This is a genomic window from Lewinella sp. IMCC34191 (genome assembly GCF_003390935.1).
Lineage (GTDB): Bacteria > Bacteroidota > Bacteroidia > Chitinophagales > Saprospiraceae > Neolewinella.
Genome location: NZ_QNQZ01000009.1, coordinates 131,004 through 155,692 on the forward strand (window position 1 = coordinate 131,004; position 24,689 = coordinate 155,692).

General features: G+C 56.2%; 19 protein-coding genes. 6 read left to right on the forward strand and 13 right to left on the reverse strand.

The window, feature by feature from the left end:
• Position 1 precedes the first annotated feature (1 nt).
• Positions 2–964 carry a TIGR03885 family FMN-dependent LLM class oxidoreductase gene (locus DRW39_RS16915; protein ID WP_116108248.1) on the forward strand — a complete coding sequence of 321 codons (963 nt, stop codon included), beginning with the start codon at positions 2–4 and terminating at the stop codon, positions 962–964.
• A gap of 6 nt (positions 965–970) precedes the next feature.
• On the opposite strand, the gene DRW39_RS16920 is transcribed toward DRW39_RS16915, so the two are convergent.
• Together DRW39_RS16920 and DRW39_RS16925 are read right to left on the reverse strand one after the other, a co-directional pair.
• A complete protein-coding gene (locus DRW39_RS16920; RefSeq protein ID WP_116108249.1) occupies positions 971–1,411 on the reverse strand; it encodes a hypothetical protein in 441 nt (146 codons plus the stop codon).
• Between the two features lie 3 nt (positions 1,412–1,414).
• On the reverse strand, positions 1,415–2,848 hold the full coding sequence (locus DRW39_RS16925) for a TlpA disulfide reductase family protein (protein WP_116108250.1): 1,434 nt from the start codon (positions 2,846–2,848) through the stop codon (positions 1,415–1,417).
• A 147-nt stretch (positions 2,849–2,995) separates the two neighbouring features.
• On the opposite strand from DRW39_RS16925, the gene DRW39_RS16930 reads away from it, so the two are divergent.
• Positions 2,996–3,472 carry an Hsp20/alpha crystallin family protein gene (locus DRW39_RS16930; RefSeq protein WP_116108251.1) on the forward strand — a complete coding sequence of 159 codons (477 nt, stop codon included), beginning with the start codon at positions 2,996–2,998 and terminating at the stop codon, positions 3,470–3,472.
• A gap of 39 nt (positions 3,473–3,511) precedes the next feature.
• On the opposite strand, the gene aroB is transcribed toward DRW39_RS16930, so the two are convergent.
• On the reverse strand, positions 3,512–4,582 hold the full coding sequence (aroB, locus tag DRW39_RS16935) for a 3-dehydroquinate synthase (RefSeq protein ID WP_116108252.1): 1,071 nt from the start codon (positions 4,580–4,582) through the stop codon (positions 3,512–3,514).
• A gap of 70 nt (positions 4,583–4,652) precedes the next feature.
• Positions 4,653–5,450 carry a hypothetical protein gene (locus DRW39_RS16940; RefSeq protein ID WP_116108253.1) on the reverse strand — a complete coding sequence of 266 codons (798 nt, stop codon included), beginning with the start codon at positions 5,448–5,450 and terminating at the stop codon, positions 4,653–4,655.
• 84 nt (positions 5,451–5,534) lie between these two features.
• Between DRW39_RS16940 and DRW39_RS16945 the strand changes: the two genes are divergently transcribed.
• Positions 5,535–6,842 (forward strand): polysaccharide deacetylase family protein, encoded by a 1,308-nt coding sequence (locus tag DRW39_RS16945; RefSeq protein WP_157976183.1) that lies wholly within the window; start codon positions 5,535–5,537, stop codon positions 6,840–6,842.
• Between the two features lie 23 nt (positions 6,843–6,865).
• On the opposite strand, the gene bshB1 is transcribed toward DRW39_RS16945, so the two are convergent.
• A complete protein-coding gene (gene bshB1 / locus DRW39_RS16950; protein WP_116108372.1) occupies positions 6,866–7,597 on the reverse strand; it encodes a bacillithiol biosynthesis deacetylase BshB1 in 732 nt (243 codons plus the stop codon).
• Positions 7,598–7,823: 226 nt separating this feature from the next.
• On the opposite strand from bshB1, the gene DRW39_RS16955 reads away from it, so the two are divergent.
• Genes DRW39_RS16955 through DRW39_RS16965 form a run of 3 tightly spaced genes read left to right on the forward strand, consistent with a single transcriptional unit; the run spans position 7,824 to position 13,714 of the window.
• Positions 7,824–11,540, forward strand: a complete 3,717-nt coding sequence (locus DRW39_RS16955) for a metallophosphoesterase (protein ID WP_157976184.1) — start codon at positions 7,824–7,826, stop codon at positions 11,538–11,540.
• A 13-nt stretch (positions 11,541–11,553) separates the two neighbouring features.
• Positions 11,554–12,492, forward strand: coding sequence for an SdiA-regulated domain-containing protein (locus DRW39_RS16960; protein ID WP_116108256.1), 939 nt, complete (start codon positions 11,554–11,556; stop codon positions 12,490–12,492).
• Positions 12,485–13,714: a Pycsar system effector family protein gene (locus DRW39_RS16965; RefSeq protein WP_116108257.1), complete on the forward strand. Its 1,230-nt coding sequence runs from the start codon at positions 12,485–12,487 to the stop codon at positions 13,712–13,714. Before DRW39_RS16960 ends, DRW39_RS16965 begins: the two co-directional genes overlap by 8 nt.
• Before the next feature lie 15 nt (positions 13,715–13,729).
• Here DRW39_RS16965 and DRW39_RS16970 read toward each other — a convergent pair whose 3' ends face one another.
• The 8 genes from DRW39_RS16970 to DRW39_RS17005 all read right to left on the reverse strand — a co-directional run bounded on the left by DRW39_RS16970 (position 13,730) and on the right by DRW39_RS17005 (position 24,636).
• Entirely contained in the window at positions 13,730–16,045 is a 2,316-nt protein-coding gene (locus tag DRW39_RS16970; RefSeq protein ID WP_116108258.1) for an ATP-dependent helicase, read from the reverse strand.
• Positions 16,046–16,182: 137 nt separating this feature from the next.
• Positions 16,183–16,719, reverse strand: coding sequence for a KdsC family phosphatase (locus DRW39_RS16975; protein WP_116108259.1), 537 nt, complete (start codon positions 16,717–16,719; stop codon positions 16,183–16,185).
• Positions 16,720–17,064: 345 nt separating this feature from the next.
• Positions 17,065–17,310 carry a Fe-S cluster assembly protein IscX gene (iscX, locus tag DRW39_RS16980; protein ID WP_116108260.1) on the reverse strand — a complete coding sequence of 82 codons (246 nt, stop codon included), beginning with the start codon at positions 17,308–17,310 and terminating at the stop codon, positions 17,065–17,067.
• 99 nt (positions 17,311–17,409) lie between these two features.
• Positions 17,410–17,751, reverse strand: coding sequence for a 2Fe-2S iron-sulfur cluster-binding protein (locus DRW39_RS16985; protein ID WP_116108261.1), 342 nt, complete (start codon positions 17,749–17,751; stop codon positions 17,410–17,412).
• A 26-nt stretch (positions 17,752–17,777) separates the two neighbouring features.
• The gene (bioA, locus tag DRW39_RS16990) at positions 17,778–19,079 is read right to left on the reverse strand and encodes an adenosylmethionine--8-amino-7-oxononanoate transaminase (RefSeq protein ID WP_116108262.1); all 1,302 of its coding nucleotides are present in this window, start codon (positions 19,077–19,079) and stop codon (positions 17,778–17,780) included.
• Between the two features lie 115 nt (positions 19,080–19,194).
• The gene (locus DRW39_RS16995) at positions 19,195–19,812 is read right to left on the reverse strand and encodes a NifU family protein (protein ID WP_116108373.1); all 618 of its coding nucleotides are present in this window, start codon (positions 19,810–19,812) and stop codon (positions 19,195–19,197) included.
• A 127-nt stretch (positions 19,813–19,939) separates the two neighbouring features.
• Positions 19,940–21,403 (reverse strand): SusD/RagB family nutrient-binding outer membrane lipoprotein, encoded by a 1,464-nt coding sequence (locus DRW39_RS17000; RefSeq protein ID WP_116108263.1) that lies wholly within the window; start codon positions 21,401–21,403, stop codon positions 19,940–19,942.
• 41 nt (positions 21,404–21,444) lie between these two features.
• A complete protein-coding gene (locus tag DRW39_RS17005) occupies positions 21,445–24,636 on the reverse strand; it encodes a SusC/RagA family TonB-linked outer membrane protein (protein ID WP_198664924.1) in 3,192 nt (1,063 codons plus the stop codon).
• Between the last annotated feature and the right edge of the window lie 53 nt (positions 24,637–24,689).

Sequence of the window (24,689 nt, forward strand, 5' to 3'; positions counted from 1 at the left end):
CATGGCATCGTTTGGCTACCAAATATCACAGGAACAGTTTACCCCCCGCCAGCTTATCGATCTGGCCAAACAGGCGGAAGCCGCCGGCTTTGACGAGCTGGCTTCATCCGATCATCTCTTCCCCTGGAGCAATGCTCAGGGGCAAAGCGGATTCACCTGGTCGTGGCTCGGAGCCGCCCTGGAAGCCACCTCCATCCCATGCGGCGTAGTCAACTGCCCTTACGAACGGTATAATCCGGTCATCATCGCCCAGGCCGTAGCCACCCTTTGCCAGATGTATCCCGGTCGCTTCTGGCCCTGCTTTGGTAGTGGCGAATTCCTCAACGAACACATCACCGGCAATCACTGGCCCGAGAAGGCCGCCCGGAACCGGAAACTGGCCGAGGCGGTCAGTATTATGAAGCGGCTGTGGGCGGGCGAGCGCTTTACCCACCGCGGCGAATTCCTGACCGCCGAGGAGGTCCGTCTGTATACGCTGCCCGAAGAACCGCCGGTCGCGATTGCCGCTGCCATCACGGCCAAGACGGCCGCCGAGGTTGCCGAGTGGGCCGACGGGCTCTACACCGTCTGGAAACCCCACAATAAATTAGATGACGTCATCGACGCGTTCCGCAACAATGGTGGTGAAGGCAAACCCATCTACTTAAAGATAGACCTCTCCTGCGCTCCGACGCGCGAGGAAGCCATCGACCTGGCCTTCGAACAGTGGCAGACCAACGTGGGCACCTCCGCCGTGCACGGAGAATTGCGTACGCCGGAGCAATTCGAGTCGGCCAGCCAATTCATCGGTAAACACGAAGTCGCCGAATCCATCCGGATTTCGCAGGACGTCGACGAGCACGTCGAACTATTGCAAAAGGATATCGATCTCGGTTTCGACAAGATCATTCTCCATAATGTCGGCCTCAATCAGGATTACTTCCTGAAGTTCTACGGTGAGCAGGTATTGCCGAAGCTGCGCTAGGTCAGTCTATCGCCCGGCTGCCGTGCGGAGCTGCCGGTACATCAGGGATACATCATAGCGATTTTCCGGGAACACCCAATTCCGGCGATCGCGCGTTTGCAGCAGGAGTACGGTTTCGTCGGCATTGATGCCCCTGCCTACCCGTTCCAATCGAATGGTTGCGGGTGATGGAACGGGGTATTCGACCTCATCGATCGTCAGCGTCCGACCACTGATCGATACCACCGGATATTTCATCGCCGTCCAGAATGCCCCCAGCAGCGCCATCAGGAACAGTAGACCCGCGAAGTACGCCAGCATGGGAAGAAGGACGCGTTGTCGCGGATCGCGGGAAGGCCGCTTACCGGCTCGAATACCCAGGAAGATCATGACCGCTATGCCGGCGGCACAGGCCGCCATAGTGATATACAGATCCTTCAGTCCGGGGGTGAATACACTAGGTTCCATTTACTATTTGCCGGTGGCGTTGGCCTGTTGCATTACCCCTTCCATGACTTCAGCCAGTTGATCGGCTCCGATTCGCTTGCTGACGATGTTTTTGTCCTTATCCAGCAAGAAGATCGAGGGGGTAGACTGGATGTCGTAGGATTTATAGAACCGCTGGTACGGATCGGCTACCTGGATCCAGTCACCGGTGCCCTGCTCGTCCACGTAGTCCCAGCAGTTGCCGATCTCGTCGGCCCCCTTGGTACACACCGAAAAGATTTTTACGCCGGCATCCGCGTACTTCTCGTAGAACTCTTTCATGTGGGGCGTGGACTTTTTGCACGCCGGGCAATCGTAGCGCCAGAAGTAAAGGACGGTGTATTCCGCGTCGACATCATAGAGATTGATCGGCGTACCGTCGCGGCGGGTCATTTTCAGGTCGGGCGCCTGTTTGCCAATGAGTAATGGTTGGAGACGATCGGCGTTGTCCACCATTTTAGCGACCTGTTCGTCATCCGCCCAGTAGGCCTTCCCGTTGCGGTAGTAGTTGTCGACCATGTGCACGTAGAGTGCATCCATACCTACCAGTTTGCTGGTTGCTGCCTCGTTCGTGTAATGCACGACCAGCATCCGGTAGGCTTCGGATTGTGGGTCCAGACGATCCATCACCTGATCGATGGCGGCGGCCAGCGTATCCGGATGGCGAACCTGCAGTGAATTCACGAAGTAATTGACCCGGCTGAACAGAAAGGGCGTACGGACTACGCGCGGATCGTTCAGGTCTAAACCGTCAAAGTAGTGCGCCTGCAGCCAGCGCCACTGCAAGCGTTGTTTCTCTTCCCCGTCAGTCACCTCAGCGAAATCCGGCGGCTCGGGTGATTGGTTGAACTGGATAATCGTACTGACGAATGCCTCGGGTTCCCGCTCGATGAGGTCCTGCTGGTATTGTTTGACCTCCTGGTCGATCGTCATCAATTTATCCTTGGCCTCGGCGGCAAGCGCGGGGTTGGCGGTGGAATCGGATAGCGTTTGGCGGAATGGCGCGCTAGCCTCTTGCTTCTGGCGAATGAAGGTGAGGTATTCGTAAAACAGTTCATTCTGCCGGTCGCCTTCGACGCGGACATCCGCCAGATCGGCGGTGCTCGTATTAAGCGTGAAATTCTGGTCTTCGTCGCTGTTGACGAGTACTTCGAAGTAGTTATTGTCGGGGGAAAGCACGACGAGGTAAATCCCGGGATTGAGGGACCCGGTATCCGAAGAGAAAACATAGGCTCCGTCCTGCTCGCGGTAGGCCGTGTCGACGATGTACTGTTTGTCCATCATGTAGTAGCCGAGCGTGAGGATATCCTCTTCGTAGCCGTCTATGTTGACCTCGATGCGGTATGCGTCAGATTCCTGGGCCGAAAGGCCGGCAGCTAATAAAACAAAAGAGAAAAGGGTAAGCAGGCGAAATTTCATCACGGCGGTTTGGGGTCACAAAAGTAACGAATAGCGCGCGGGCCGGGGTATGCCGGACCGGTCCTGGAGCGAACACGATCGGCGGCGCTATCGTTGCAAAGACAACCGGGCTACCGGCTATTTAGTAAACTATTAACCAAAAACATCATGCGCACTTTCACCGCATTTACCGGCATTTCCCCCGAAAACTCTCAGTACCGTAACTCGGATCACCTGTTCGACCTGGAACGGAAACGGATGTACGGCAACCAAACGATCAACGGAGATTATGAGGTCAGCGTTCCCGGAGCCAACATCACCGAATTGACCGACGAAGACATGGGAGGCTACCTTATTGAGTTGGCAGCTCCCGGCTACGAGCGCGAAGATTTTCACATCAGCGTGCACAAGGATATACTGACCATTAAGGGCGAGCAGCACGAGAGCCGCCGTCGCACCCATGATTCATACAGCCGTCGGGAACACAATTACCACACCTTCAGCCGCAGTTTCACCATACCGGAGACGGCCGACGAGGACAATATTACCGCCAACTACCGCAATGGTATCCTGGAAGTTAAGGTGCCGACGCTGAAGCCCGTCGAAGAGACGCGCGCGCCCCGGCGAATCCAGGTAGGCTCCTAACGGAAAGCTTACCCGCTTGTAGCAATTAGTTACTAATCGCTACGGGTGAATACCAACACGGTTATAATAGCGCAGCGACTCCAGGATCATTTCCGGAGTCGCTGTTTTGTTTATCACGTGGCGTCCCGGAGCTTCCAATAGCGTGAAGTTGATGCGCTCGTCATCATTTTTCTTGTCCTGCCGCATCAGATCCACCATGGCAGCAAATCCTTCCTCCGGCACCGGCAGATGGCCGTATACCCGGATTAGATAGCTGGTGACCGCTTGCAGCTCCTCCTCGCTAAGCAGCCCCTCCTGGCAGCTCAACCAGGCCTCGCATACCATGCCGATCGCGATGGCCTCCCCGTGTAGCAGGCGATTTTCGCCATTGAGCTGATAGGATTCCACGGCGTGCCCTACCGTGTGCCCGAAATTGAGCGCTTTGCGTGCGCCTTTCTCATAAGGGTCGTCAAGAACGATGCAACGCTTGATATCTACACTGTGGCCGATCAGGCTCGACCACTCATCGGCATCAATCGTTTCCAAACCAGCTATCCTCTCCCATTCCGCCGTGTCGGCAATCAGTGCGTGCTTGATGATCTCAGCGTAACCGGAGCGAATTTCGCGCTCGGGCAGCGTATCCAGGAAGCGGGGGTCGATCCACACCGCCTCGGGGTTGGCAAATAGCCCGATGCTGTTCTTTACCTCGTAAAAGTCGATCCCCAATTTGCCCCCTACGCTGGCATCCACCTGACTAAGTAAAGTGGTCGGGATTTGCACGAAGTCCACTCCCCGCTTGAAGGTGGAGGCCGCAAAGCCACCCATATCGCCAATCACGCCGCCACCCAGGTTGAGGCAGCACCAACGACGGCCGACGCCGGCCTTGAACATCTGCTCCCAGATGTAGCGACAGGTATCCAGGTGCTTGTAGCGCTCTCCGGCCGGAACGCTAATTCGGACGATTCGATCATTGCCCAGAAATGGCTCGATCAGGGGGAAGCAGTGGCGCTCGGTATGTTCGTCCATGACGACTACCCACCCGGCATAGTTACGGGATCTGAGCCACGTGAAGTGCGCTTCGGATATGGGGGCAATTCGAATCTGGTAGTCTTCACCTACGTCAAGCGTCATGGTATAATCTCTCGTTGGACCGCAATACTACGCTACGGCGGGGAGAAGGGGGGCCGCTACCAACGGCTGTCTACCACCGTTTACCGATCTGTAAGTTGATGAACAAGCTGAGGAATAGCGGACTATTGTTTACCCCGGGCGTCAATTCACTTTCGACCATGATGTCGGTATTGCCGAGGAAGAAATCGGCCATGACCCCCGCCTCGAGGCTTTTGGCCGTCTCGTCGTAAGCTCCGAATCCAAAGTGCGTGGCAAATTTAGCATGTACGCCCGGACGCAAACCGATTTCATCAAGGCCCACCGTCCAGGCGCTGGCACCGAAAACGTTGACTTGGTTACCGACGAACACGTCGAGGTTATCGCCCGTATAGCGAACGTCCACGGGAGCGGCATCCGCCTGTTCGATCTCCAGATAGTAGGGCTTGACGATACCCAGAGAGGGGCCGAATTCGTAGGAATAACCGATCGCTACGCCCCGCTCCCTCGCCTTCTCGGAAAGAAATTTCTTGACGCCAAAACCTATCCGGAGGGCATACAGCTGATTTTGCTTACCAAAGACATAAGCACGGCTAACCCGGTTACTGACGATGTTCACCCGGTCCGGGTTTTCGCGACGCTCGCGGCTGTGCCGGATGTCTCCGAAGGTCAGCGTCCAGAAGCGTGTCTTGTCGTAGGTGACCAACCGACCGCTGCGCACGCCCACGAAGAAATTACGCGGGGTGGCGATCGCGGCGTTGAAGGTCAACTCGTGGTCGTAAACCACGCCGATCGATTTAGCGTCGTAAATATTCCGGTCTCCAGGCAATTGTTGCTGCGCGCTCAGCGTCAGCCCGAAAAAGCAACAGCCCAGAAGTAGAAGTCGGTACATAGATGGGAATATATAGCGAAATACAGCAACGCCGGTCGCTTTGTTGATTCCGGCTACCTTTAGCCAACCGAAATGTCGCAGAGCTTGTCTTCACCGCCCGAAATAACGATTCAGACGGCCATCCGCCACCCGCGCTTGCGTTACGTGCTTAGGGTGGTCGGCGATTGCCTTGGCTACCGCTTTCGCTTCTTCAACGACCGCAGCGTGTTCGGTCATACGGAAACACGCTATCTTATCACTTACGGGGAAAGTGGCCGGCATAATTTTCCGGCTCACCCCCTATTGTCCGGGAAACCCTACGACTTTAGCCGGGAAGGCGACGACTTCAAACATAGCCCGGACGGTGGCGTCACGATTTGCCAAACGCCCGAGGGGCCGGATTTGCTAGCTGCCATCTTTTTTTGCCTATCGCGGTACGAGGAATACCAGGATTTTACGCCAGACGCATACGATCGATTTTCCGCGTCGGAAAGTCACGCCTACCGTTTGGGCTACCTGGATCGGCCCGTGGTACGTGAATGGACGGCCGCCATCGGGCGTCGGCTGGTGGAATGGTTTCCCGACCTACCGGCACCCACAACCCATCCTTTTGAATTCCGGCCGACCTACGACATCGATCTACTGTGGGCGTACCACTACCGGGGGTGGCGCGGCTTCGCCAGCGGCGTTCGGGATCTACTTTCGGGCCATCTGGCCCGCGGGCTAGCTCGCTTCACGGTTAAAGCAGCTGAGGATCCTTACCAGACACTCCCCTTTCTCGAAAATCTCCACCGCGAATTCGGACTCAAACCCACCTACTTCTGGCTCCTTTCCAGCCGATTAATAAACCACGATACGAACCCCTTCCCCATTCCGCCGGCACAAAAGGAATGGATGGTACGCCTTTCCCGAACTTCGACCACGGGTATTCACCCCAGCTATGCTTCGAACGATCAGCCGGCACTGGTCGAAGTAGAAAAGCAACGACTCGAATCCATTATCGGAAGACCGGTCAGTGACTCCCGGCAGCATTTTCTTAAGCTTCGCATGCCGGAGACCTACCGAAAGCTGCTGAATAACGGCATACGTTCCGATCACACCATGGGCTACGGGGATGCGGTGGGCTGGCGGGCCGGCACCAACCTGCCTTTTCCCTGGTACGACCTGGACGTCGAGAAGGAAACTCGCCTGACTGTCCACCCCTTCGCGGCTATGGATGTCACCCTTTGCAAGTATCTGGACCTGACTCCACCGCAGGCCGAAGCGACCGTGCAAAAACTAGCCACGGCACTGGAACCCTATGGGGGTCCATTCATACTGCTCTGGCACAACAGCAGCTTCTCCCCCGCCTACGGCTGGGCGGGATGGCGCGCGATGTACGAGCGCCTTGTGGCCTACCTGTCTGCCAAATAAGCAACCGCCATCGATTAGAGGTATCAGTCCAACTGCATCAGGTCGGGGACGCCGGGCACACGAGCGACATTGAAGCCCTCGGCGAGTTCGTACCCTGACTCCCGCCCCAGACTACGAGCCTTCGCGAACAGGTAGTCCATAAAGTCCTTGCCACTGATCGGCGTGCTGGCCTCGTGGAAGTAATCGTTCGGATTATGATCGTTGAATTGCGATTCGTAGCAATTGATTGCCTCCATTTTGCGGTTAAAGTAGGAGGAGATATCGACGACCATATCGGGCTGGCGATTGCGGTCCTGTATGTAGTGATAGACCGACTTGGGTCGCCACTTCTGCTGGGGTGCGCCTTCGAGGTTGTGGGTCTCGATTTTCGACAGGCCGCTATAATAGCACGCATCGGCGATAATTCCGGCGCTCCTTCCGTGGTCCGGATGGCGGTCACTCAGTGCGTTGGCCAGTACGATCTCCGGCTGGCAATCGCGGATCGCGGTGATGAGCTTTCGGATCGTTGCTTCGTCGTGCTGTATGAAACCGTCCGGCAGATCGAGATTCTCCCTGAATTTCGCGCCGAGCTTGGTCGCGGCGGCGTAGGCCTCCCGGGTGCGGATCTCGGCATTACCGCGGGTGCCGAGTTCGCCGCGCGTGAGGTCGAGTAAACCGAAAGTGTATCCCATATCGGCGTGCCGTAGCAGCGTTCCGGCACAACTTAATTCCACATCGTCGGGGTGGACACCGATGGCGAGTATATCTATTTTCATGGTTTGCCGGGGCATATTAAATAAGGCTTAACCCCTCAGTCGGGGAGTAGTTTAGCACTTACCTTGTATGCCATCGGTAGCTGCAGGGCCCTCCAACGTCGCATTCAGCGGGCCGACATACCTCACTACGGTGAGTTTGCTACGACGAACTTAGATCCTTTCAGGAGGTTATAGTCGGAACATTATATACACGATGCTTACAAATTTACTCCGTTGCACCGTCCTAATGGCGGCAATATCTTTTCTTACTCACTGTGCCGATTACAAAATACACGAAGCCCCGCTGGAAGGACTAACCAGCGACGCCCCTCCTACGGGTGCGCTGGAGTTTTCCAGCTATCTGGTTGGCGATCTGGGCTACGATTATGACCAAGGACTCACCACGCTTGATGCCATCGTACGCGACATGCCCTCCGGTGAAGAAAAAAGCGCCCTGCTGCTGCTTGGCGATATCGTGGGAAAGGACGGGCTGGAAAAGAAGCCCGACGATAAGGACCAGGAATACCTCGATGAAGTGATCAACCGCCTACAGCGGGTCCCGGGTAGAATCTTCTATACCCCCGGAGAAAATGAAATCGCCCGCGGTGGCCAATTCAGCCGTCTGGACCGGCTCGAGGAATACTTCGAGGATCATAGTGAGAAGGAGGTCCGCTTCATGCCGAACAACGCTTGTTCCGGACCGGACGACAAGGAACTCATTGACCGGGTCGGACTTATCGGCGTGAATACCGCCTGGTACCTGGCCGACTGGTCGCGCGATGAGGAAGTCAGCGAAGGCTGCGACTACACCAACCGCGACGCAATGACCTTTGCCCTGGCTGATGAGATCAAGGGCTACCGCGATCAGGTCAAGATCGTCATGATGCATCACCCGCTGCAGTCGAACGGAAACCGGGGTGGGCAATTCAGCTTTCGCCAGCATTTGTTTCCACTGACCGATTTGGTTCCGGGCGCTTACGTACCCTTACCCATTGTGGGAAGCATTTTTCGCCTGATACAAGGCGTTGGCGGCGGAGCGCAGGATGTACACAGTTTGCGGTACCAGGATTATATCCGCAAGGTTGAAGCCGGTATTGACGACGAAACCCACGTGATCTTCGTGTCAGCCCACGAGCACCAGATGATGCTGAATCACGAAGACGAATACATTAATATTGTAGCTGGTTCCGGCAGCGTCCGGGGACCGGGGGTAGGAGGCAACGACGCGAATTTCGTTCAGGGGGCCGTCGGCTACGGCAAGCTGGATTTCTTCGACGACGGAGCCATCTACCTCGGCTTCTATACCGTCGACGAGGATGGAAACACCGAACGTACCTTTTACCGCCGCATCATCGAAGACCGTTTCGAGTCCCAGGATGTTGGGGTTGAGCCCGTTCCAACTGAGGTAGTTACCGAGGATTCGGTACGTACCTCCATTTATGCCGGCAATCCCAGTGCCAAGAGCAGCACCTACGAAAGTACCTTCGGACGTCACTATCGCCCGCTGTACTTCACCCAGGTACAGGTGCCGGTTTTGGACATCGATACCATCAACGGCGGCTTGAACCCCTACCGTCGTGGCGGCGGCATGACCACGATGAGTCTCCACACCGAAGGCGGCGACGGTCGGCTGTACCAATTACGGTCGGTGCGTAAAAACCCCGCCCAACTCCTACCGGGCCTGCTGGAAAACAGCTTTGCCGCCGACGTGGCGAAAGATCAGTTCACGGCCATCCACCCTTACGCTCCACTCGCGCTGCCCCCCCTGCAGAAAAAGCTGGGTCTATTCGCCGCCGACCCCTATCTCTTCTACGTTCCGAAGCAACCGGGGCTCGGCGACTACAACCTCAATTTCGGCGGTGAAATGTACTGGCTGGAGCAACGCCCTGACGAGGACTGGAGCGGCACCGATTTCTTCGGAGGCAGCAAACGAATCGAAAGCAACAGCAGTACCCGGGAAGCGCTTTGGGAAGACTGGAAGAACTACGCCGACCAGAATAATTTCGCCCGGGCCCGCCTCTTCGATTTCTTCATCGGCGACTGGGACCGTCACCGCGACCAGTGGCGCTGGGCCACTTTCGAAGACGAAGATGGGCGGACGCGCTTCGTGCCCGTAGGACGCGACCGCGACCAGGTTTTCAGTGACTTCGACGGTAACCTGCTGGCGGTAGCCCGCATCTTCGTTCCGGAAGCGCGTAAACTGCGCCCGTTCACCGGTGATCTGGATCACGCAAAATGGCGTGCACTCAACGGCAAGTGGAACGATCGGGTGTTCCTCAATCAAGTAACCCGGGAGGAAATGTTGGCGGAGGCGAAGTTCATTCAGTCCACCATAACCGACGCCGATATCGATGCCGCTCTCCAGCGCATGCCCCCCGAAGTTTTGCCCTACAGTTTAGACGTCGAGCACATTGACGATAAACTCAAATCGCGGCTGACGCAGCTGGATGAATTCGCCGAAGCATACTACGAGGTGCTGGCCGAGCGTGTCAATGTACTGGGTACCGATCAGGATGATTACTTTCTCCTGGAAGGACTTGAGGACGGTAATCTCAGCGTCCAGGTTTTCGATGCGGATAGCGACGGAGAGGCCGATGAGCTTTTTTACAGCCGGGTATTCTACCCCGGTGAAACCAAAAGCGTACAGCTTTACGGCCTGGACGGTGACGACAAGTTCGTTCTTCGCGGCCCTGACAGCGACATCGACATCCGGATCATCGGGGGTACCGACGGTGACGAAGTAACCGCGGAGGGCCGGCTCAACGCGAGAGTGTACGACGAAAAGGAGGGCATGGAACTCTCCGGCAACACGGCCCGCCTGAAGGACCGCCGCAGCAATAAGTTTCCGGAATACAACACCTACGATTTCGAGGAATACTACCCTGACTACACGATTCCGGCCCCCAGCATCGGATTCAACGTAGATGATGGATTTTTCATCGGCGCCGGGATAACCCGAACGATCATGGGCTGGAAACCCGATCCGTACTCCCAACGCCATAACCTCATGGCCAGCTACAGTACGAACGAGTTCTGGAAGACTACCTACACCGGAGAATTCAACGACTTTTTCACCCGGCGTTCGGACCTCCTGATCGATGCCCACTACTTTAGCCCCGGATACGTAGCGAACTACTTCGGTTTAGGCAACGATGGTCCCGGACAACCCGACGACGACAACCTCGATGAATACGGGATTGACGAGGATCAGGTACTCGAATATAATAGGGCACGCCGGCAGGAAATCTTCGTCAATCCGCTTATTCGCTGGCGAGGTACCCGCAACCGGTTGAATTTCACCGTCGGTCCGTTCTACCACCAATATCACCTGGATGATGCCCCCGATTACGCGCTAATCAATGAACTGGCTCAGACCGAAGCCGGGGATCGCTTATTCGATCCGCAGCCCTTTGCGGGCATTTCCGCTTCGCTAAGCTCCAACAACTTGGCGATTCCCTTAATGGCGCAGAACGGGCTGGTCTACGATGTGTACGCGCGCCATAGTGTCAATCTGGACAATACCGATCGGCAAACCACGAAGGTGGGCGGCAACTTGAGCTTCTACCGCATGATCACCAAGGCAATCAATTTTGCTACGCGCTTCGGGGCAGAATACAACGGTGGCGATCCGGAGTTCTTTCAGTTGGCCTCCATGGGTGGGCGAGCTAATTTCCGCGCCGCGCGCGTGGATCGTTACCTGGGACATAAAATGGTGTACCAGAACATTGACCTTCGTTTTATGGGCTTTGGATTTGGCAAGGGTGAAGTGCCCACGATCGGCGGCTTCATTCTCGGTCTGGATCACGGCCGTGTCTGGCTCAACGGGGAAGATAGCGGCACGTGGCACTTTGGCTACGGTGGTGGCGTGTGGGTGGCTCCGCTGGGAGCAACTATCCTGAGTCTGACGTACTTTATGGATGAGGAACGGGGCCGTTTGAACTTTGCGGCGGGCTTCCCTTTCTAAACGAAACACGTACATGAACGGAATCTGGGAAAGACCCAACCTCATCAGCGTCATTATCTTGGTCGTCGTACTGGCTATAGGGGGGGCGTATGTCGCCTTTACCGTCAGCCAACGGCCGGAAACGGAAAGCTTTACGGTTGACGACGACTACTTCTTTCCGTTCAATTTTGATCGCCTGGACGTGGTATCCCGCCTCGATCACAAATTGGATGAAATCAGCGGCATGTCCATGGGCTATAAACCCGATGAGATATTTGCCATCCAGGACGAGGAAGGCATCCTATTTCTGGTGAATGCAGCTACCGGTGAGACGATCCAAACTATAGCGTACGGTCAGGATCTGGACTATGAAGGCGTTGCCCGGGTGGGTGATGTCATATACGTGCTGGAAGCGGACGGGGACCTACATTATTTCCCATATAGCGAGGATATCACGGAGGCAGTTTCCCAGAAAATCGAAACGCGGTTCAGCTACCGCAACGATACGGAGGGGATCTGCTTTGATTCGCTCAGCAATACCCTGCTCATCGCTCCAAAGGAACAGCAGCTTAATCCGGCGGACGACAACACCACCCGTCGAGGTATTTACTCCTTCGATCTCCAGACCATGGATATGCTGGACCAACCATCCTATTACGTAGACGAATTGGAAATCGGACAGATCGTATACGGAGGTAACCGGGAATACGTTTTCAGACCGAGCGGCGTGGCCGTAGACCCTATTACCCAGGACATCTTCGTGCTATCGTCCGTCGGGAACGTCCTGGTAGTTATCGACCGGGACAGCGAGATCAAACACGTCGAATTGCTCGAAACCGGCACCTTCAGGCAGCCGGAAGGACTTACCTTCTCGCCCGCGGGAGACTTATACATTAGCAGTGAAGAAAGCAGCGCGGGCAATGGCATTATTGCCACACTTACTAGAATGAAGCAGTCGGATACCAATGAGTAAAGAGGAAAAAGCCGCAGTGGAGGAAAAGCCGAAGGGCCCGAAAAAAGAAACCGTTCTGGACCGGGCGGCGGAGTACGTGCGCCAGCTGTTCAACCACCACCTGGACCCTATGTACCTCTTCCATAACTTCGCTTACTCGCAGGAGATAGCGGACAAGGCCGAGTTGTTGGCAACCATTGCCAAGGTCGACGACCATACCAAACTCCTGCTACAGATCGCCGGCCTTTTCTATCCGGTCGGCTATATCGATGGCCCGGAGAATTTCACCGAGCGGTCGGCTGAGGAGCTCCGTAAGTTCTCCCGTGAGGAAGGTCTTGAGCTGAACGGCGCCGAGCAGTGGATCATCGCCGTACCGGAAGCCGATAACGATAGCGAGCAAAACGTACGATTGCTGCACGACGCCGTCTGGAACTGGCTCGGTAGAAAGCGATACGACCGCCGCTCCGACCTTTTACAGCTGGAACGGGAGGCGATAGACGGCAAGGAAGGGGATCCGGTCGTGTTCGGTAACGACATGCAGGCTTTCCTGCTCAATTTCGATTACCTCACCGACGCCGGCAAGCAGGAGTTCGACAAGCGTCGCCGCAAGAACGTTGCCAAACAACAAAGCAGCAACTACAAGATCCAGCAAAAGGAGGTCAAAGCTAAGACCGGTAAAAATTTCGGGCGGGGCATCGACACCATGTACCGGACGGCCTTCCGTAACCATATTAACCTGAGTCGCATCGCCGATGATAAGGCTAACATGATGATCTCGATCAACACGATCATTCTGTCCATCCTCATCGCGGTTTCCGGTGCCGGTCTCAGCTTTTTCGAGGACCTATTCTTTACCAGTCCCGAATTTCTGGCGCCCATTATCATCTTGCTGATGAGCTCCCTGACGGCGGTGGTTTTCGCGGTCTTCTCTGCCCGTCCCAAGGTGACGGAATACCGCATCAAAAAAACCAGCCTACTGGAAAGCAAGGAAGCCAGCTTACTCTACTTCGGTAACTTTCTCAAGATCGAGAAATCGGATTTCATCAAGTATCTCTCCGAGATGAAGATGAATCAGGACAGCCTCTACGACGATCTGGCACGGGATCTTTACGACCTCGGTCAGGTATTGCACCGTAAGTATCTGCTGCTCACCATCAGCTATAACACCTTCATTGGTGGATTGGCCCTGGCGGTCATCACCTTCCTGTCGGTCTACATCTGGAATCTGACGAATATGCAATAGGCCAGGTGGCTCGATTTAGTCGAGCACCTGCAGCTTCGCAAATTTGAGCATGATCCGCTTCTCCGGCTGCGGTAGTTCGCTGAAGTGAATGGTGGCTATCCGGTTGTCTTGCCCCCCGTCGATATTGATAACCTTCCCTTCACCGAATTTAAGGTGAAGGACCGTCCGTCCTGCCTCGACGTCTTCGGCCGGACTGGGCTGAAAAGTAGCGGGGTCGACCTTTGGACTGGCAAAGCGAGCCGTACCCCTACGTGTACGCGGCGCGATACCCGTCACCCGGGCCCGGTGTTCCCGCTGCCGGGATACCTCATCGTATTCATGGTCCGCACTGCGGCGATTGGTGGACGTATTTTCCACGGCGTCGGCGGGCACCTCCGCAAGGAAGCGGCTCGGCTCATTCATGACCATCTTACCGTAGCGGTAGCGGGTGTTCGCGTAGCTCAGGGTCAGATATAGCTCGGCACGCGTGATGGCTACGTAGAACAGCCGCCGCTCCTCGTCCAGCCCTTCCATGCTGTCCATACTCATCCAGCTGGGGAAAAGCTTTTCCTCCAAGCCTACGACAAAGATCGATTTGTACTCCAGTCCCTTTGCCGCGTGGACCGACATCAAGGTAACGACGTCCCCATTCTGGTTTTCCTCGTTACTATCGAAGTCCGTGAGCAGCGCGATATTCTGCAGGTAGGTCGCCAATGACTTATCCGGTAAGGTATCGGTATCGATCAGGGTATCCTCCTCTACGAATGACTTGATACCATCCAGCAAAGCTTCGTGGTTTTCCAACCGGCCCATCCCCTCGATGGATTTGTCGTTCCGGAGCATGTCCGTCAGGCCCGAGCCCTTCGCGATGGCATCGGCGAGTTCGTAAGCGTTGGCGGTATCGGCCTTGGCCTGCGCCTGCTCGATGATGTGGATGTAGCCATCGGCGGCGTGGCGGGTCCGCTTCGGCAAGGCTACGTGCTTCAGCGCTTCGAATAGCGTGATGTTCTGTTGCCGGGCGAGATCGGTAATCTTGGAGACACTCGTTCCGCCGATCCCCCGCTTCGGGTGGTTGATCGAGCGACGGAAGGCCTCCTCATCATTGGGGTTGACCACCATGCGCAGATAGGCGATCAGGTCCTTTACCTCTTTGCGCTGGTAGAAACTCAGTCCCCCGTACACACGGTACATGATATTGAACCGCCGTAGGTATTCCTCGAAGATCCGCGACTGGGAATTCGTCCGGTATAGGATGGCGATATCGCTATTCTGTAGGTGATAGCGATTCTTTTGTTCCAGGATGGTATCCGCCACACGACGGCCCTCCTCGTTGTCGTCCACGGCTTTGATAACTCGGATCTTGTCACCGATCCCTTTGTCGCTCCAGATCTTCTTCTGGATCTGTCGCTTGTTGTAGCTGATGACGGCGTTGGCCGTGTTCACGATGTTTTCGGTAGACCGATAATTCTGCTCCAGCTTGAACACCCGGATGTTGTGCTGCCCGAAGTCGGCTTCGTAGTCCAGGATGTTCTGGATCGTTGCCCCCCGGAAGGCATAGATGGATTGCGCGTCGTCACCCACTACGCAGATGTTCCGCGGGCTCTGGGGGTACTGCACCAGCCGCTTGATGATGGCATACTGGAGGGTATTCGTATCCTGAAACTCGTCGACCAGAACGTACTTGAATTTTTCGCGGTACTTCTGTACCACCTCCGGGTGATTCTGCAGCAGCTCGTAGAGGCGAAAGAGCAGATCATCAAAGTCCATGGCACCGGCCTGCTTACAGCGGGCTACGTAGGCGGCGTATATCTTGTACACCAGGGGCATGTTGGCCATCTTATCCTGGGCAAGCAGCTCTTCGTTCTTCTCGTACAGCTTGGGCGTGATCAGGCTACTCTTGGCCGAACTGATACGGTTCTTGATAGCATTCGCCTGGTAGACCTGTTTGTCGAGGTGCATCTCCCGGATGATGGACCCGATCAGGCTCTTCGTATCATCCGTGTCGTAGATAGTGAAGTTGCTCGGGTAGCCAATATGCTGCGCCTCCACCCGCAGGATCCGGGCAAACAGGCTGTGAAACGTACCGGCCCAAATGTAGCTGGCGCGCTTTCCGACCACGGTCTCGATCCGTTCCTTCATTTCCCGCGCCGCCTTATTGGTGAAGGTGAGGGCGAGAATTTCCCAGGGGGCGGTTCCCTGCTCGATGATGTACGCGATCCGGTAAGTCAGCACCCGCGTTTTACCCGAACCGGGGCCAGCCACCACCAAAACGGGGCCGTCAATCGTCGTCACCGCCTGCCGCTGCACATCGTTCAGGGTATCGAGATAGCTGGAAGTCTGTGGATCGGACATACGGATGGTTTTGAGCGGGCCGCCAAGATAAGCAACAAATTGTTGGTCACGGAGCCCATCGGCAACCATCTACCCTGCCACCTGCCAATCAAACTCGCTGGCTAACCCGCCCATTCGGTCTCCCGGGACAAGGACTGCTAAAAATCGCTACTCGGCACCTCTTCCTCGTCCGCTTCAACGATCCATTTCCCGTGCAGACGCAGGGTTCGTTCGATCACGTCCCGCACGGCACCCGCTCCCCCGCCCCGGTGGCTCACGTACTTCGCAATCGACAGAATCTCCGGACACGCATCCTGCGGACAAGCCGGAAAGCCCACCAGCCGCATCACCTCATAATCCGGCACGTCGTCCCCCATATAGAGCACGTTCGCGTCATCTAACTCGTATAAGTCCATAAAATCCCGGTACACCTCCACCTTATCCTGCACCCCGTAGTAGATATCAACGATCCCCAATCCCTGCAGTCGCGCGACCACGCCCTCGCTCTTTCCCCCCGTTATCACACATACCTTATAATCCTGCTCCAGCGCCCGCTTGATCGCATACCCGTCCCGCACGTTCATCTGCCGTAGCAAGCTCCCATCCTCCATCACGAGCAATTGCGAATTCGTCAGCACCCCATCCACGTCAAAGATGAAGGTGGTGATGTCTTGGAAGCGCTCTAGTTCGTTCAATTGGTTTCTGGTTTCTGGTTTCTGGTTTCTGGTTTCTGGGTTCTGGGTTCTGGGTTCTGGTGTCACAATGCTAGCTCGACAATTGGAGTCACTAAAAGACTACAGCACTGTATTTTTTCCTCCCCAAATAAACGCAACAGCGAGTGCAGCGAGCGTCTACCACGAGCGCAGTGAGTCTCTACCAGGGAGCGCAGCGACCGTCTACCGCGAGCGCAGCGAGCCTCTACCAAGGAGCGCAGCGACCATCTACCACGAGCAAAGCGAGTCTCTACCAGAAAGCGCAGCGACCGTCTACCGCGAGCAAAGCGACCATCTACCACGAGCAAAGCGAGCCTCTACCCCCCCCTACTGATTCTCCCGCCACTCATAAACCCACTTAGCCTGAATCTGCTCCAGGTGCTCTTCCGTCGAGCCTTCCCGGCTGCCGGTGAACTGGGGTATTTCGAGGATCCACTCGAGCAGATCGGTGAAGCGGATACGGTAAATTTTGTCCTGCCCGAAGTCATCCCCGAAGCGGTCGTAGAGGGCAATGGCAATATCCTCGTGGTCGGCCCAGCCGAAGGGGAAATCGTCGAAATCTTTAAAACTCATAATGATATACGATTTACGAGGTACGATTTACGATTGGTAGCTACGATATCGATCCTAATAAATCGTACATCGTAAATCAAAAATCGTAAATCGTACATCTCAATGTTCGTGGCCGATGATCTTGCGCTGATCGGGTATTTCGACCTCGATCACGGCGTCCTCGTCCAGAATGACCGCCTGACAACCCAGCCGACTTTCGATGCGTGGATTGATGGCCCGGTCGATAAAATCCTCCTCCTTATCGCTGATCTCCTCCAGGGAATCTTCCCCCTTCAGGACGTACACGTGGCAGGTGGAGCACGCACACACCTCCCCACAGTTGTGGTTGAGGTGAATGTCGTTCTCCTCGGTTACCTCCAGGATGCTCATATCGGTTTCTACGTTCTCCACGGTCTTGGGGGAGATGCGTTTATCCTCGAAAGTAAATTTTACGGTGGCCATGGGCGATATCGGTTTGCGGGGCGAAATTAGACATATTTAACGACCGCGCGGCAAAGCAGTTCTAAGTCGTCTTCGGTAATGGTGTAGGGCGGCATCAGGTAGATCAGTTTGCCGAAGGGGCGGATCCAGGCACCGGCTTCCACGAAGCAGGCCTGGGCAGCGGCTACGTCCACCGGCTCGTGCATCTCCACCACCCCGATCGCACCCAATACGCGGACCGCTTTCACCCGAGTACTTTGGGCGGCGGGGCGCAGGTAAGCAGCTAATCGCGAACGGATGGATTCTACCCGTCCCACCCACGGACTTGCCAACAGCAGGTCGATACTCGCGCAGGCCACCGCGCAGGCAAGCGGATTCCCCATGAAGGTAGGCCCGTGCATCATCACCCCCGCCTCTCCGCGGCCGATGGTATCGGCCACCTGGTGCGTACACACGGTCGCGGCCAGTGTCATATAGCCACCGGTCAGGGCTTTGCCGATGGTCATGATATCGGGTATGGGGTTAGCTTCCTGTTTACTGGATAGGTTTTTACCTGCGCCCCCGCCGCCCACAAACAATTCGCCCGTCCGGCCGAAGCCGGTGGCGATCTCATCGAAGATGAGCAGGAGGCCATGGCGGTCACAAAGCCTGCGGAATACCCGGAGGTAAGCAGGGTTATAGAAGTGCATGCCCCCCGCTCCCTGCACCACTGGCTCGACGATGAAGGCGGCGGATTGGCAGGCATACTGTTCGAAGAAGTCCGCCAATTCCGCCTCGTAGGTCGGATCGGCCGGCGTAGCGTATCCTCCCGGGGGGCGACGGAAAAAAGCGTGCTCCGGCAAAAAGCCCTGGAATACTTGGTGCATTCCGGTTACCGGATCGCAGACAGACATGGGCGCCGTCGTATCGCCGTGGTAGCCCCCCCGCAGCGTCAGAAATTTCTGCCGCTCCGGAAAGCCCATAGCGTGCTGGTACTGGACGGCCATCTTCATGGCTACCTCTACGCTGACGGAACCGCTGTCGGCCAGGAAAATACGATCCAGGCCCTTCGGGAGGATCTTCACCAGCCGCTTCCCTAGTTCGATCGCCGGTTCGTGGGTGATTCCCCCGAACATAACGTGACTCATTTTGCGGGCCTGTTCGTGGATAGCATCGTTAAGCTCAGGCACGTTGTAGCCGTGAATGGCGCACCACCAGCTGGACATACCGTCGACCAGCTCTCGTCCATCCTCCAGGCGCAACCTACAACCGTTGGCCGATGCTACGGGATAGACCGGCAACGGGTCGCGCAGACTGGTATACGGGTGCCACAGGTACTTCCGGTCAAAATCTAAATCGCTCACTTGCATAATCCGGCCGGTCCGGCCCGCTTAAAAAAGGGAGCCCGCCGGTCCGTGGATCACGTTACCGGCGGGCTGCACACCTTTGTACTTCGTACTTCTTCCATTAGACTTTGTCCTACCCCTAGCCCATTTCCTGGACCACCTCCTTCACTTGGGGCATCATCCGCTTGAGCATCTGCTCGATGCCCGACTTGAGTGTGACGGTGGAGCTGGGGCAGCCGGAGCAGGCACCCTGCATAATGACGGTCACGACGCCGTTCTCGTATTTCTTGAACTCGATATTTCCGCCGTCCATTTCTACGGCCGGCTTGACGTAGGTATCGATGAGCTCCTTGATCTGCGACACGGTTTCCGCTTCATCTTCGGTGTATTCGTAGCTAACGCCGCGCTCTTCCTCGATCCGGGCCACCTCCTCGGCAAAGCCGTCTTTGATGATGGGCTTATTCTCCTCGAGGTAAGCCTTGACGTATTCCTTCAGCTTCAGCATGATGTCGTCCCAGCTGTAGTTGAATTCCTTAGTGATCGTCACGTAATTATTGGCGATGTACACTTTTTTGACGTAGGGAAAGTCATACAACTCGGCGGCCAGTGGCGACCACTCCCGGGCGAACTCCTCCTCGCGAAACTCGGCGGTACCGTTATACAGCATCCGGTTGGTTACGAACTTCAGGGTTTCGGGGTTGGGGGTTTGCTCGGTATACAGGAGGACGGGGCGCTTGGTGGCGGTGGCTTGGCTCATGGCGATCTTTTGGTAATTAACGCCTAGGGGCATTTTGGGTTGAACGGTCCACCGTTCCCGGCTGAACACAAAAAAGGGAGGCCCGACGAATGTCCGGCCTCCCTCCCATTAGCGGAATTAGCAGTTGCTAGTCCACGTCCCACCAGACGCGGCCATCCAGGCCATCCGTACCACCGAATTGGCGGTCAACTGCGTCATTGTAATTCTCCTGGTTGAGGGCGAACTCATCCGTGGTGTACGCACGACGCCGGGGGATCTGTCCGCCGGGATTCAATGCCGCCGGAGCGGGGGCCAGGTCGGGGTAACCGAGGCGACGGTACTCGCTCCAGCCTTCGATGCCTTGCCAGTAAAGGGCCAGCCATTTCTGCTGGCCGATGGACTGCAGATAGCTGTCGCTGTCGTAAGCAACGTCTTCCTGGCCGAGGTAATCTGCGATGACCTCGTCGTCGGTGATGCCGTACTGGTTCATGCTGGCGGTGACGGCCGCATCGTACAGTTCCTCGGCGTCGCCTTCGATCCACCCGCGGGCGGCGGCTTCGGCCTGGTTAAACAGCACTTCGCTGTAGGTCAGCATGACGAGCGGAGCGTCGATAGCAAAAAAGTAGGTAGATCCGGGGAAGGAGATGTCGGCCGTGGCCGTTTCTGCGGCGACCGCTTCTGTCACACCGTAGGGCTTGCCCACGTAAACCGGATCAGCGGTTTCAGCGCTGTTTTCGGTCGGGTCGGCGTAGACCATCAGGCGGGGATCGTTTACTTCCTGCAGGTAATCGATCAGGGGTTTGCTAACTACGTAGTCGGTCCGGTTCTGCGCGTTGATGTACCAGGGGTTGTTGGCCAGTCCGCCGCTGCCGTCGTACTGCAACTTCGCGTTATCGGCGTTGGACTCCAGTACCCCGCGGCTGAGCGCTAGTTCGGTCCACTGCTCGCCCAGGTCCGGAGCCACGTTCGAGACGCGCAGCCCGGCCCGCAGGATCAGGCTGTTGGCGAACTTATACCACATTTCCATGTCACCGTCGTAAATCAGGTCTCCTTCCACGCCACCTTCGACGATCATGTCACCGGCGTCCTGCAGCGTCTGCACGGCGGTACGGTAGATAAACTCCTGCTCGTCGTATACAGGGGTCAGGTTGTCGAGCCCCTGCAGCGCTTCGCTGTAGGGTGCGTCACCCCAGATATCGGTGATGTTAAGGTAGGCCCACTGCTGCATGATGGTTGCAACGGCGATCTGGTTGGCGTTGGGACCGGAAGGCGTTACGGCGTCACGGGTCTCCTCGTTCGTATTCTGGTCGATCACGTACTGCAGATCCTGCAGTCCGCTCCGGTAGAGTCCGTAGAAAGAGGTGTTGGCCGTGGCGTAACGCGTAACGCTGGTGTACTGGTTTTGCGACAGGTACTGCGCGTAATGTTGACCGATCTCCCCGAGCGCACTCTGGCCCAGAAGTTGGTTGACCAATTGCCGTTGGGACTCGGAGAGAAGATAGGAAGTAGGTACTTCCAAGGGGTCGTTCGGGTTGGTATTGATCTCTTGGAAATCCTCCGTACAGGACGCCAGCCCGAGACCTATGCATACCGCAATAATAATGCGTATCATGATAATTTAATTTGTGGTGATTGGGGAATTTGGCGTGCCAACTAGAAGGTTACGTTCAGGTTGACGCCGAAGCTACGGACGGAGGGGTTCTGCCCGTTCTCAATACCCTGTACGTTGCCGTTCGAAAGCGCGGCATCGGGATCGATATTGGGTGCGTTCTTGTGCAGGATAGCCAGGTTACGACCGGTAAGGCTGATTGTCGCGCTGCGAACGAAGTTGTTCTCGAACCAACTCATAGGCAGGGGGCGACCGATGCTGATCTCCCGGAGCTTTACGAAGCTGGCGTCGTAGATGTACTGCTCGCTAAGGTCGTAGGTGGCTTCGTAGTAGGTCTTCGTATCCACGTAAGTGGTGTTGGGGCTACCGCTAGCGGTCACTCCTTCCACCAGAATTCCACCTCCGTTGACGGCCAACTCCCGAATGGAGTTGCCTTTGGCGTTAGTTCCGACTGTATTTTCGAACATGCCGGAGTAGTTGCCAAACTGATTAGTTACCGAGAAGATGCTACCGCCGCTGCGGAAGTCAACGAGGGTCGACACGTTAAATCCGTAGATGTTGAACGTATTCGAAACGCCACCGGTGAAATCCGGGTAGGCACTGCCGAAGTTCTGGTTCGGCGTCTTCAGCGGGATACCCTTCTCGTCCACGACAACGTTTCCGTCATCATCACGGGTGTAGCCGTAACCGTTCAGCTGACCGTAAGCTTCTCCGCGCTGGGCGAGGAAGCTCACGCCCCAGGTGCTGCCCAGCGTCAGTTGCTCAAGATCCTCGTATAGCTCGACCACTTCGTTGCGGTTGCGGGCGAAGTTGAAGCCAATGTCCCAGCTGAAGTTCTCGGTCTGAATGGGCGTACCGTACAGGCGCAATTCAACCCCCTTGTTGGTCAATAATCCGGCGTTCACGTAGGCGGAACTGAATCCGGAGGTGGAGCTAACCCCAACCGGAAGGATCAGATCTTCGGACTGAATGTCGTAGTAGGTCAGGTCGAATCCGGCACGGTCGTTAAAGAACCGCATTTCCAAACCCGTTTCCCATGTGGTAATGCTTTCCGATACCAGATCGGCGTTGTTCAGGGTAGTCGGGATAGAGAATCCAGGATAGGGACCAAAGGGTCCGACGCTATTGAGCGTATTGCGCGTCCGGTACGGTCCCGTATCATTACCAACCGTCGCTATGCCGCCACGGATTTTACCGAAGCTGATAATGTTACTGTTCGGGATGAGCTCGCTGAAGACGAAGCTACCCGAAACCGATGGATAGAAATAGCTGTTGTTGCCGTCTTCCAGGGCCGACGACCAGTCGTTCCGGGCGGTCACATCTAAGTACACCATGGAGCGCCAGCCAAATCCGAGGCGGCCGTATACCGATTGTACCTCCTTCTGCGAACGGTAGTTGTTGATGGTAGGCCGGTCGACGGAAGCGGATAGCGTATACAGATCGGGAACGGTCAGTCCGTTGAGGGTACTTCCGGCGGTGCGGTCGTAGCGCTCCTGACGCAGGTTGGCCCCCGCCTGACCGTCAATGCTGAATTCTCCGAAGGTCTTGGAGTAATCCAACAGGGCTTCAAAGTTGTTCTCGCGGGTCGTAATCGAGCTTTCGTCGTAATAATCAAAGGCCGTGCGGGTACCCGAAGCGACGCGCTGGCTGGTTCGGAAGGTGTAGTAGTCCGTACGGGCAAAACCGGAAAGGGAAAGGCCAGGCAGGATATCGTACTTCAGGCCTACGTTACCGAAGACGCGGTCGCGGTCATCGCTATTTAGGTTCTTGTTGATTACCCAGTAGGGGCTTTCCCAGTAATTCGCCTGTAGATTGGTGGGCGAAATGATGTTCCACGTACGCGGGGAACCGTCGGCCTGCTGATAGTCCTTCAGCCGGTCCATGTCCAGCTGTCGCTGGAACCATTCGTTGAAGCTGGTCTGTACGTTGACCGTGCTACCGATGCCGTAACCGATGCCGGGGCGACCTTCGCCGGCGGTGTTGACGTAGTTGGCATTAATGGAGGCGGTAAGTTTGCTGCCCAGCTCCTGGCTGGCGCTTACGTTTACCGTATTACGATTCAGGGATGAACCGGGGTACACGCCGTTGTTGCTGTTGTTGGTGTAGGAGATGCGGAAGTTACCCGATTCGTTGCCACCCGCAATTGAGACGTTGTTGTTGTACTGAACGCCAGTTTCGTAAAAATCTCGGACGTTGTCGGGGCTAGGCGACCAGGGGCGAAGTTCACCGAAGGATTCACCGGGGTACCAACTGTCCCAGTGGCGAACCGGGGTACCGTCAAGTTCGGGTCCCCAGCTTCCGTCGTAACCGTATTCGGGAATGTATTGTCCATTGAATTGCTCCCAGTCAGCCGGGTGGATCGCTGGATCCCACTCAAATTCATCAAACTCGAGGCTCGTGCCCCCCCCGTATTGATTCTGGTAGTCAGGAAGTAGGGCCACCCGCGAGAATTGTACGCCACTGCTGATGGTAACGCCCAGTCCCTTACGGCCACGGCCGCTCTTGGTCGTGATCAGAATCACACCGTTAGAGGCCCGCGAACCATAGAGTGCCGCTGCCGCTCCGCCCTTCAGTACCGAGACCGAGGCAATGTCGTTAGGGTTGATATCCTGAGCCATGTTACCGAAGTCCTGTCCACCGCGTGCTTCGGCTGCGTTGCCACCGCCGAAGGAACTGTTATCGATCGGCGTTCCGTCAACCACGAAGAGCGGCTGGTTGGTTCCATAGAGCGAGGTAGCGCCCCGCAGGATGATACTGGACGAACCGCCAAGTCCGGAGTTGTTATTATTGATCTGAGCACCGGGAAGTCGTCCGCTGAGCGAGCTGACCAGGTTGGTTTCCTGGGCCTGGTTCAGTTCCGCGCCGTCAATCTGGGATACGGCGTAGCCCAGCGACTTTTCCTCGCGCGAAATACCGAGGGCCGTTACGACGACGTCATTCAGCTGCACGCCTTCTGCCAAGACGATATCGTAGTTATCGTCCGTGGTCAGCGGTACGGTTTGGGTGGCGAAACCGGTGTAGCTGACGATCAATTCCTCGGCTCCTTCCGGAACGTTGAGGCTGAAGGCTCCGTCGAAATCTGTGACGGTGCCGGTAGTCGTTCCGGCGACTAGGATGGACGCGCCAATGAGTGGCTCACCGCCATCGTCGGTGATCGTACCGGTAATCGATTGCTGGGCCGTTACGAACCCAACTGTACCGATCACCAATGCGAGCATGATTAAAAATCTCTGCATTTGGTTCTATTTAGTTGATTACTGTACAAAGGCTTGACGCAGCTAGCGTGCGT

Excerpts from the sequence above, each read along its gene's own strand:
- DRW39_RS17005 (WP_198664924.1), bottom strand. The coding sequence starts at position 24,636 with ATGCAGAGATTTTTAATCATGCTCGCATTGGTGATCGGTACAGTTGGG.
- iscX (WP_116108260.1), bottom strand. The coding sequence starts at position 17,310 with ATGAGTTTTAAAGATTTCGACGATTTCCCCTTCGGCTGGGCCGACCAC.
- DRW39_RS16965 (WP_116108257.1), top strand. The coding sequence starts at position 12,485 with ATGAGTAAAGAGGAAAAAGCCGCAGTGGAGGAAAAGCCGAAGGGCCCG.
- DRW39_RS16940 (WP_116108253.1), bottom strand. The coding sequence starts at position 5,450 with ATGTACCGACTTCTACTTCTGGGCTGTTGCTTTTTCGGGCTGACGCTG.
- DRW39_RS16960 (WP_116108256.1), top strand. The coding sequence starts at position 11,554 with ATGAACGGAATCTGGGAAAGACCCAACCTCATCAGCGTCATTATCTTG.
- DRW39_RS16955 (WP_157976184.1), top strand. The coding sequence starts at position 7,824 with ATGGCGGCAATATCTTTTCTTACTCACTGTGCCGATTACAAAATACAC.
- DRW39_RS16925 (WP_116108250.1), bottom strand. The coding sequence starts at position 2,848 with ATGAAATTTCGCCTGCTTACCCTTTTCTCTTTTGTTTTATTAGCTGCC.
- DRW39_RS17000 (WP_116108263.1), bottom strand. The coding sequence starts at position 21,403 with ATGATACGCATTATTATTGCGGTATGCATAGGTCTCGGGCTGGCGTCC.
- DRW39_RS16970 (WP_116108258.1), bottom strand. The coding sequence starts at position 16,045 with ATGTCCGATCCACAGACTTCCAGCTATCTCGATACCCTGAACGATGTG.
- bioA (WP_116108262.1), bottom strand. The coding sequence starts at position 19,079 with ATGCAAGTGAGCGATTTAGATTTTGACCGGAAGTACCTGTGGCACCCG.
- aroB (WP_116108252.1), bottom strand. The coding sequence starts at position 4,582 with ATGACGCTTGACGTAGGTGAAGACTACCAGATTCGAATTGCCCCCATA.
- DRW39_RS16920 (WP_116108249.1), bottom strand. The coding sequence starts at position 1,411 with ATGGAACCTAGTGTATTCACCCCCGGACTGAAGGATCTGTATATCACT.
- DRW39_RS16915 (WP_116108248.1), top strand. The coding sequence starts at position 2 with ATGGCATCGTTTGGCTACCAAATATCACAGGAACAGTTTACCCCCCGC.
- DRW39_RS16930 (WP_116108251.1), top strand. The coding sequence starts at position 2,996 with ATGCGCACTTTCACCGCATTTACCGGCATTTCCCCCGAAAACTCTCAG.
- bshB1 (WP_116108372.1), bottom strand. The coding sequence starts at position 7,597 with ATGAAAATAGATATACTCGCCATCGGTGTCCACCCCGACGATGTGGAA.
- DRW39_RS16985 (WP_116108261.1), bottom strand. The coding sequence starts at position 17,751 with ATGGCCACCGTAAAATTTACTTTCGAGGATAAACGCATCTCCCCCAAG.
- DRW39_RS16995 (WP_116108373.1), bottom strand. The coding sequence starts at position 19,812 with ATGAGCCAAGCCACCGCCACCAAGCGCCCCGTCCTCCTGTATACCGAG.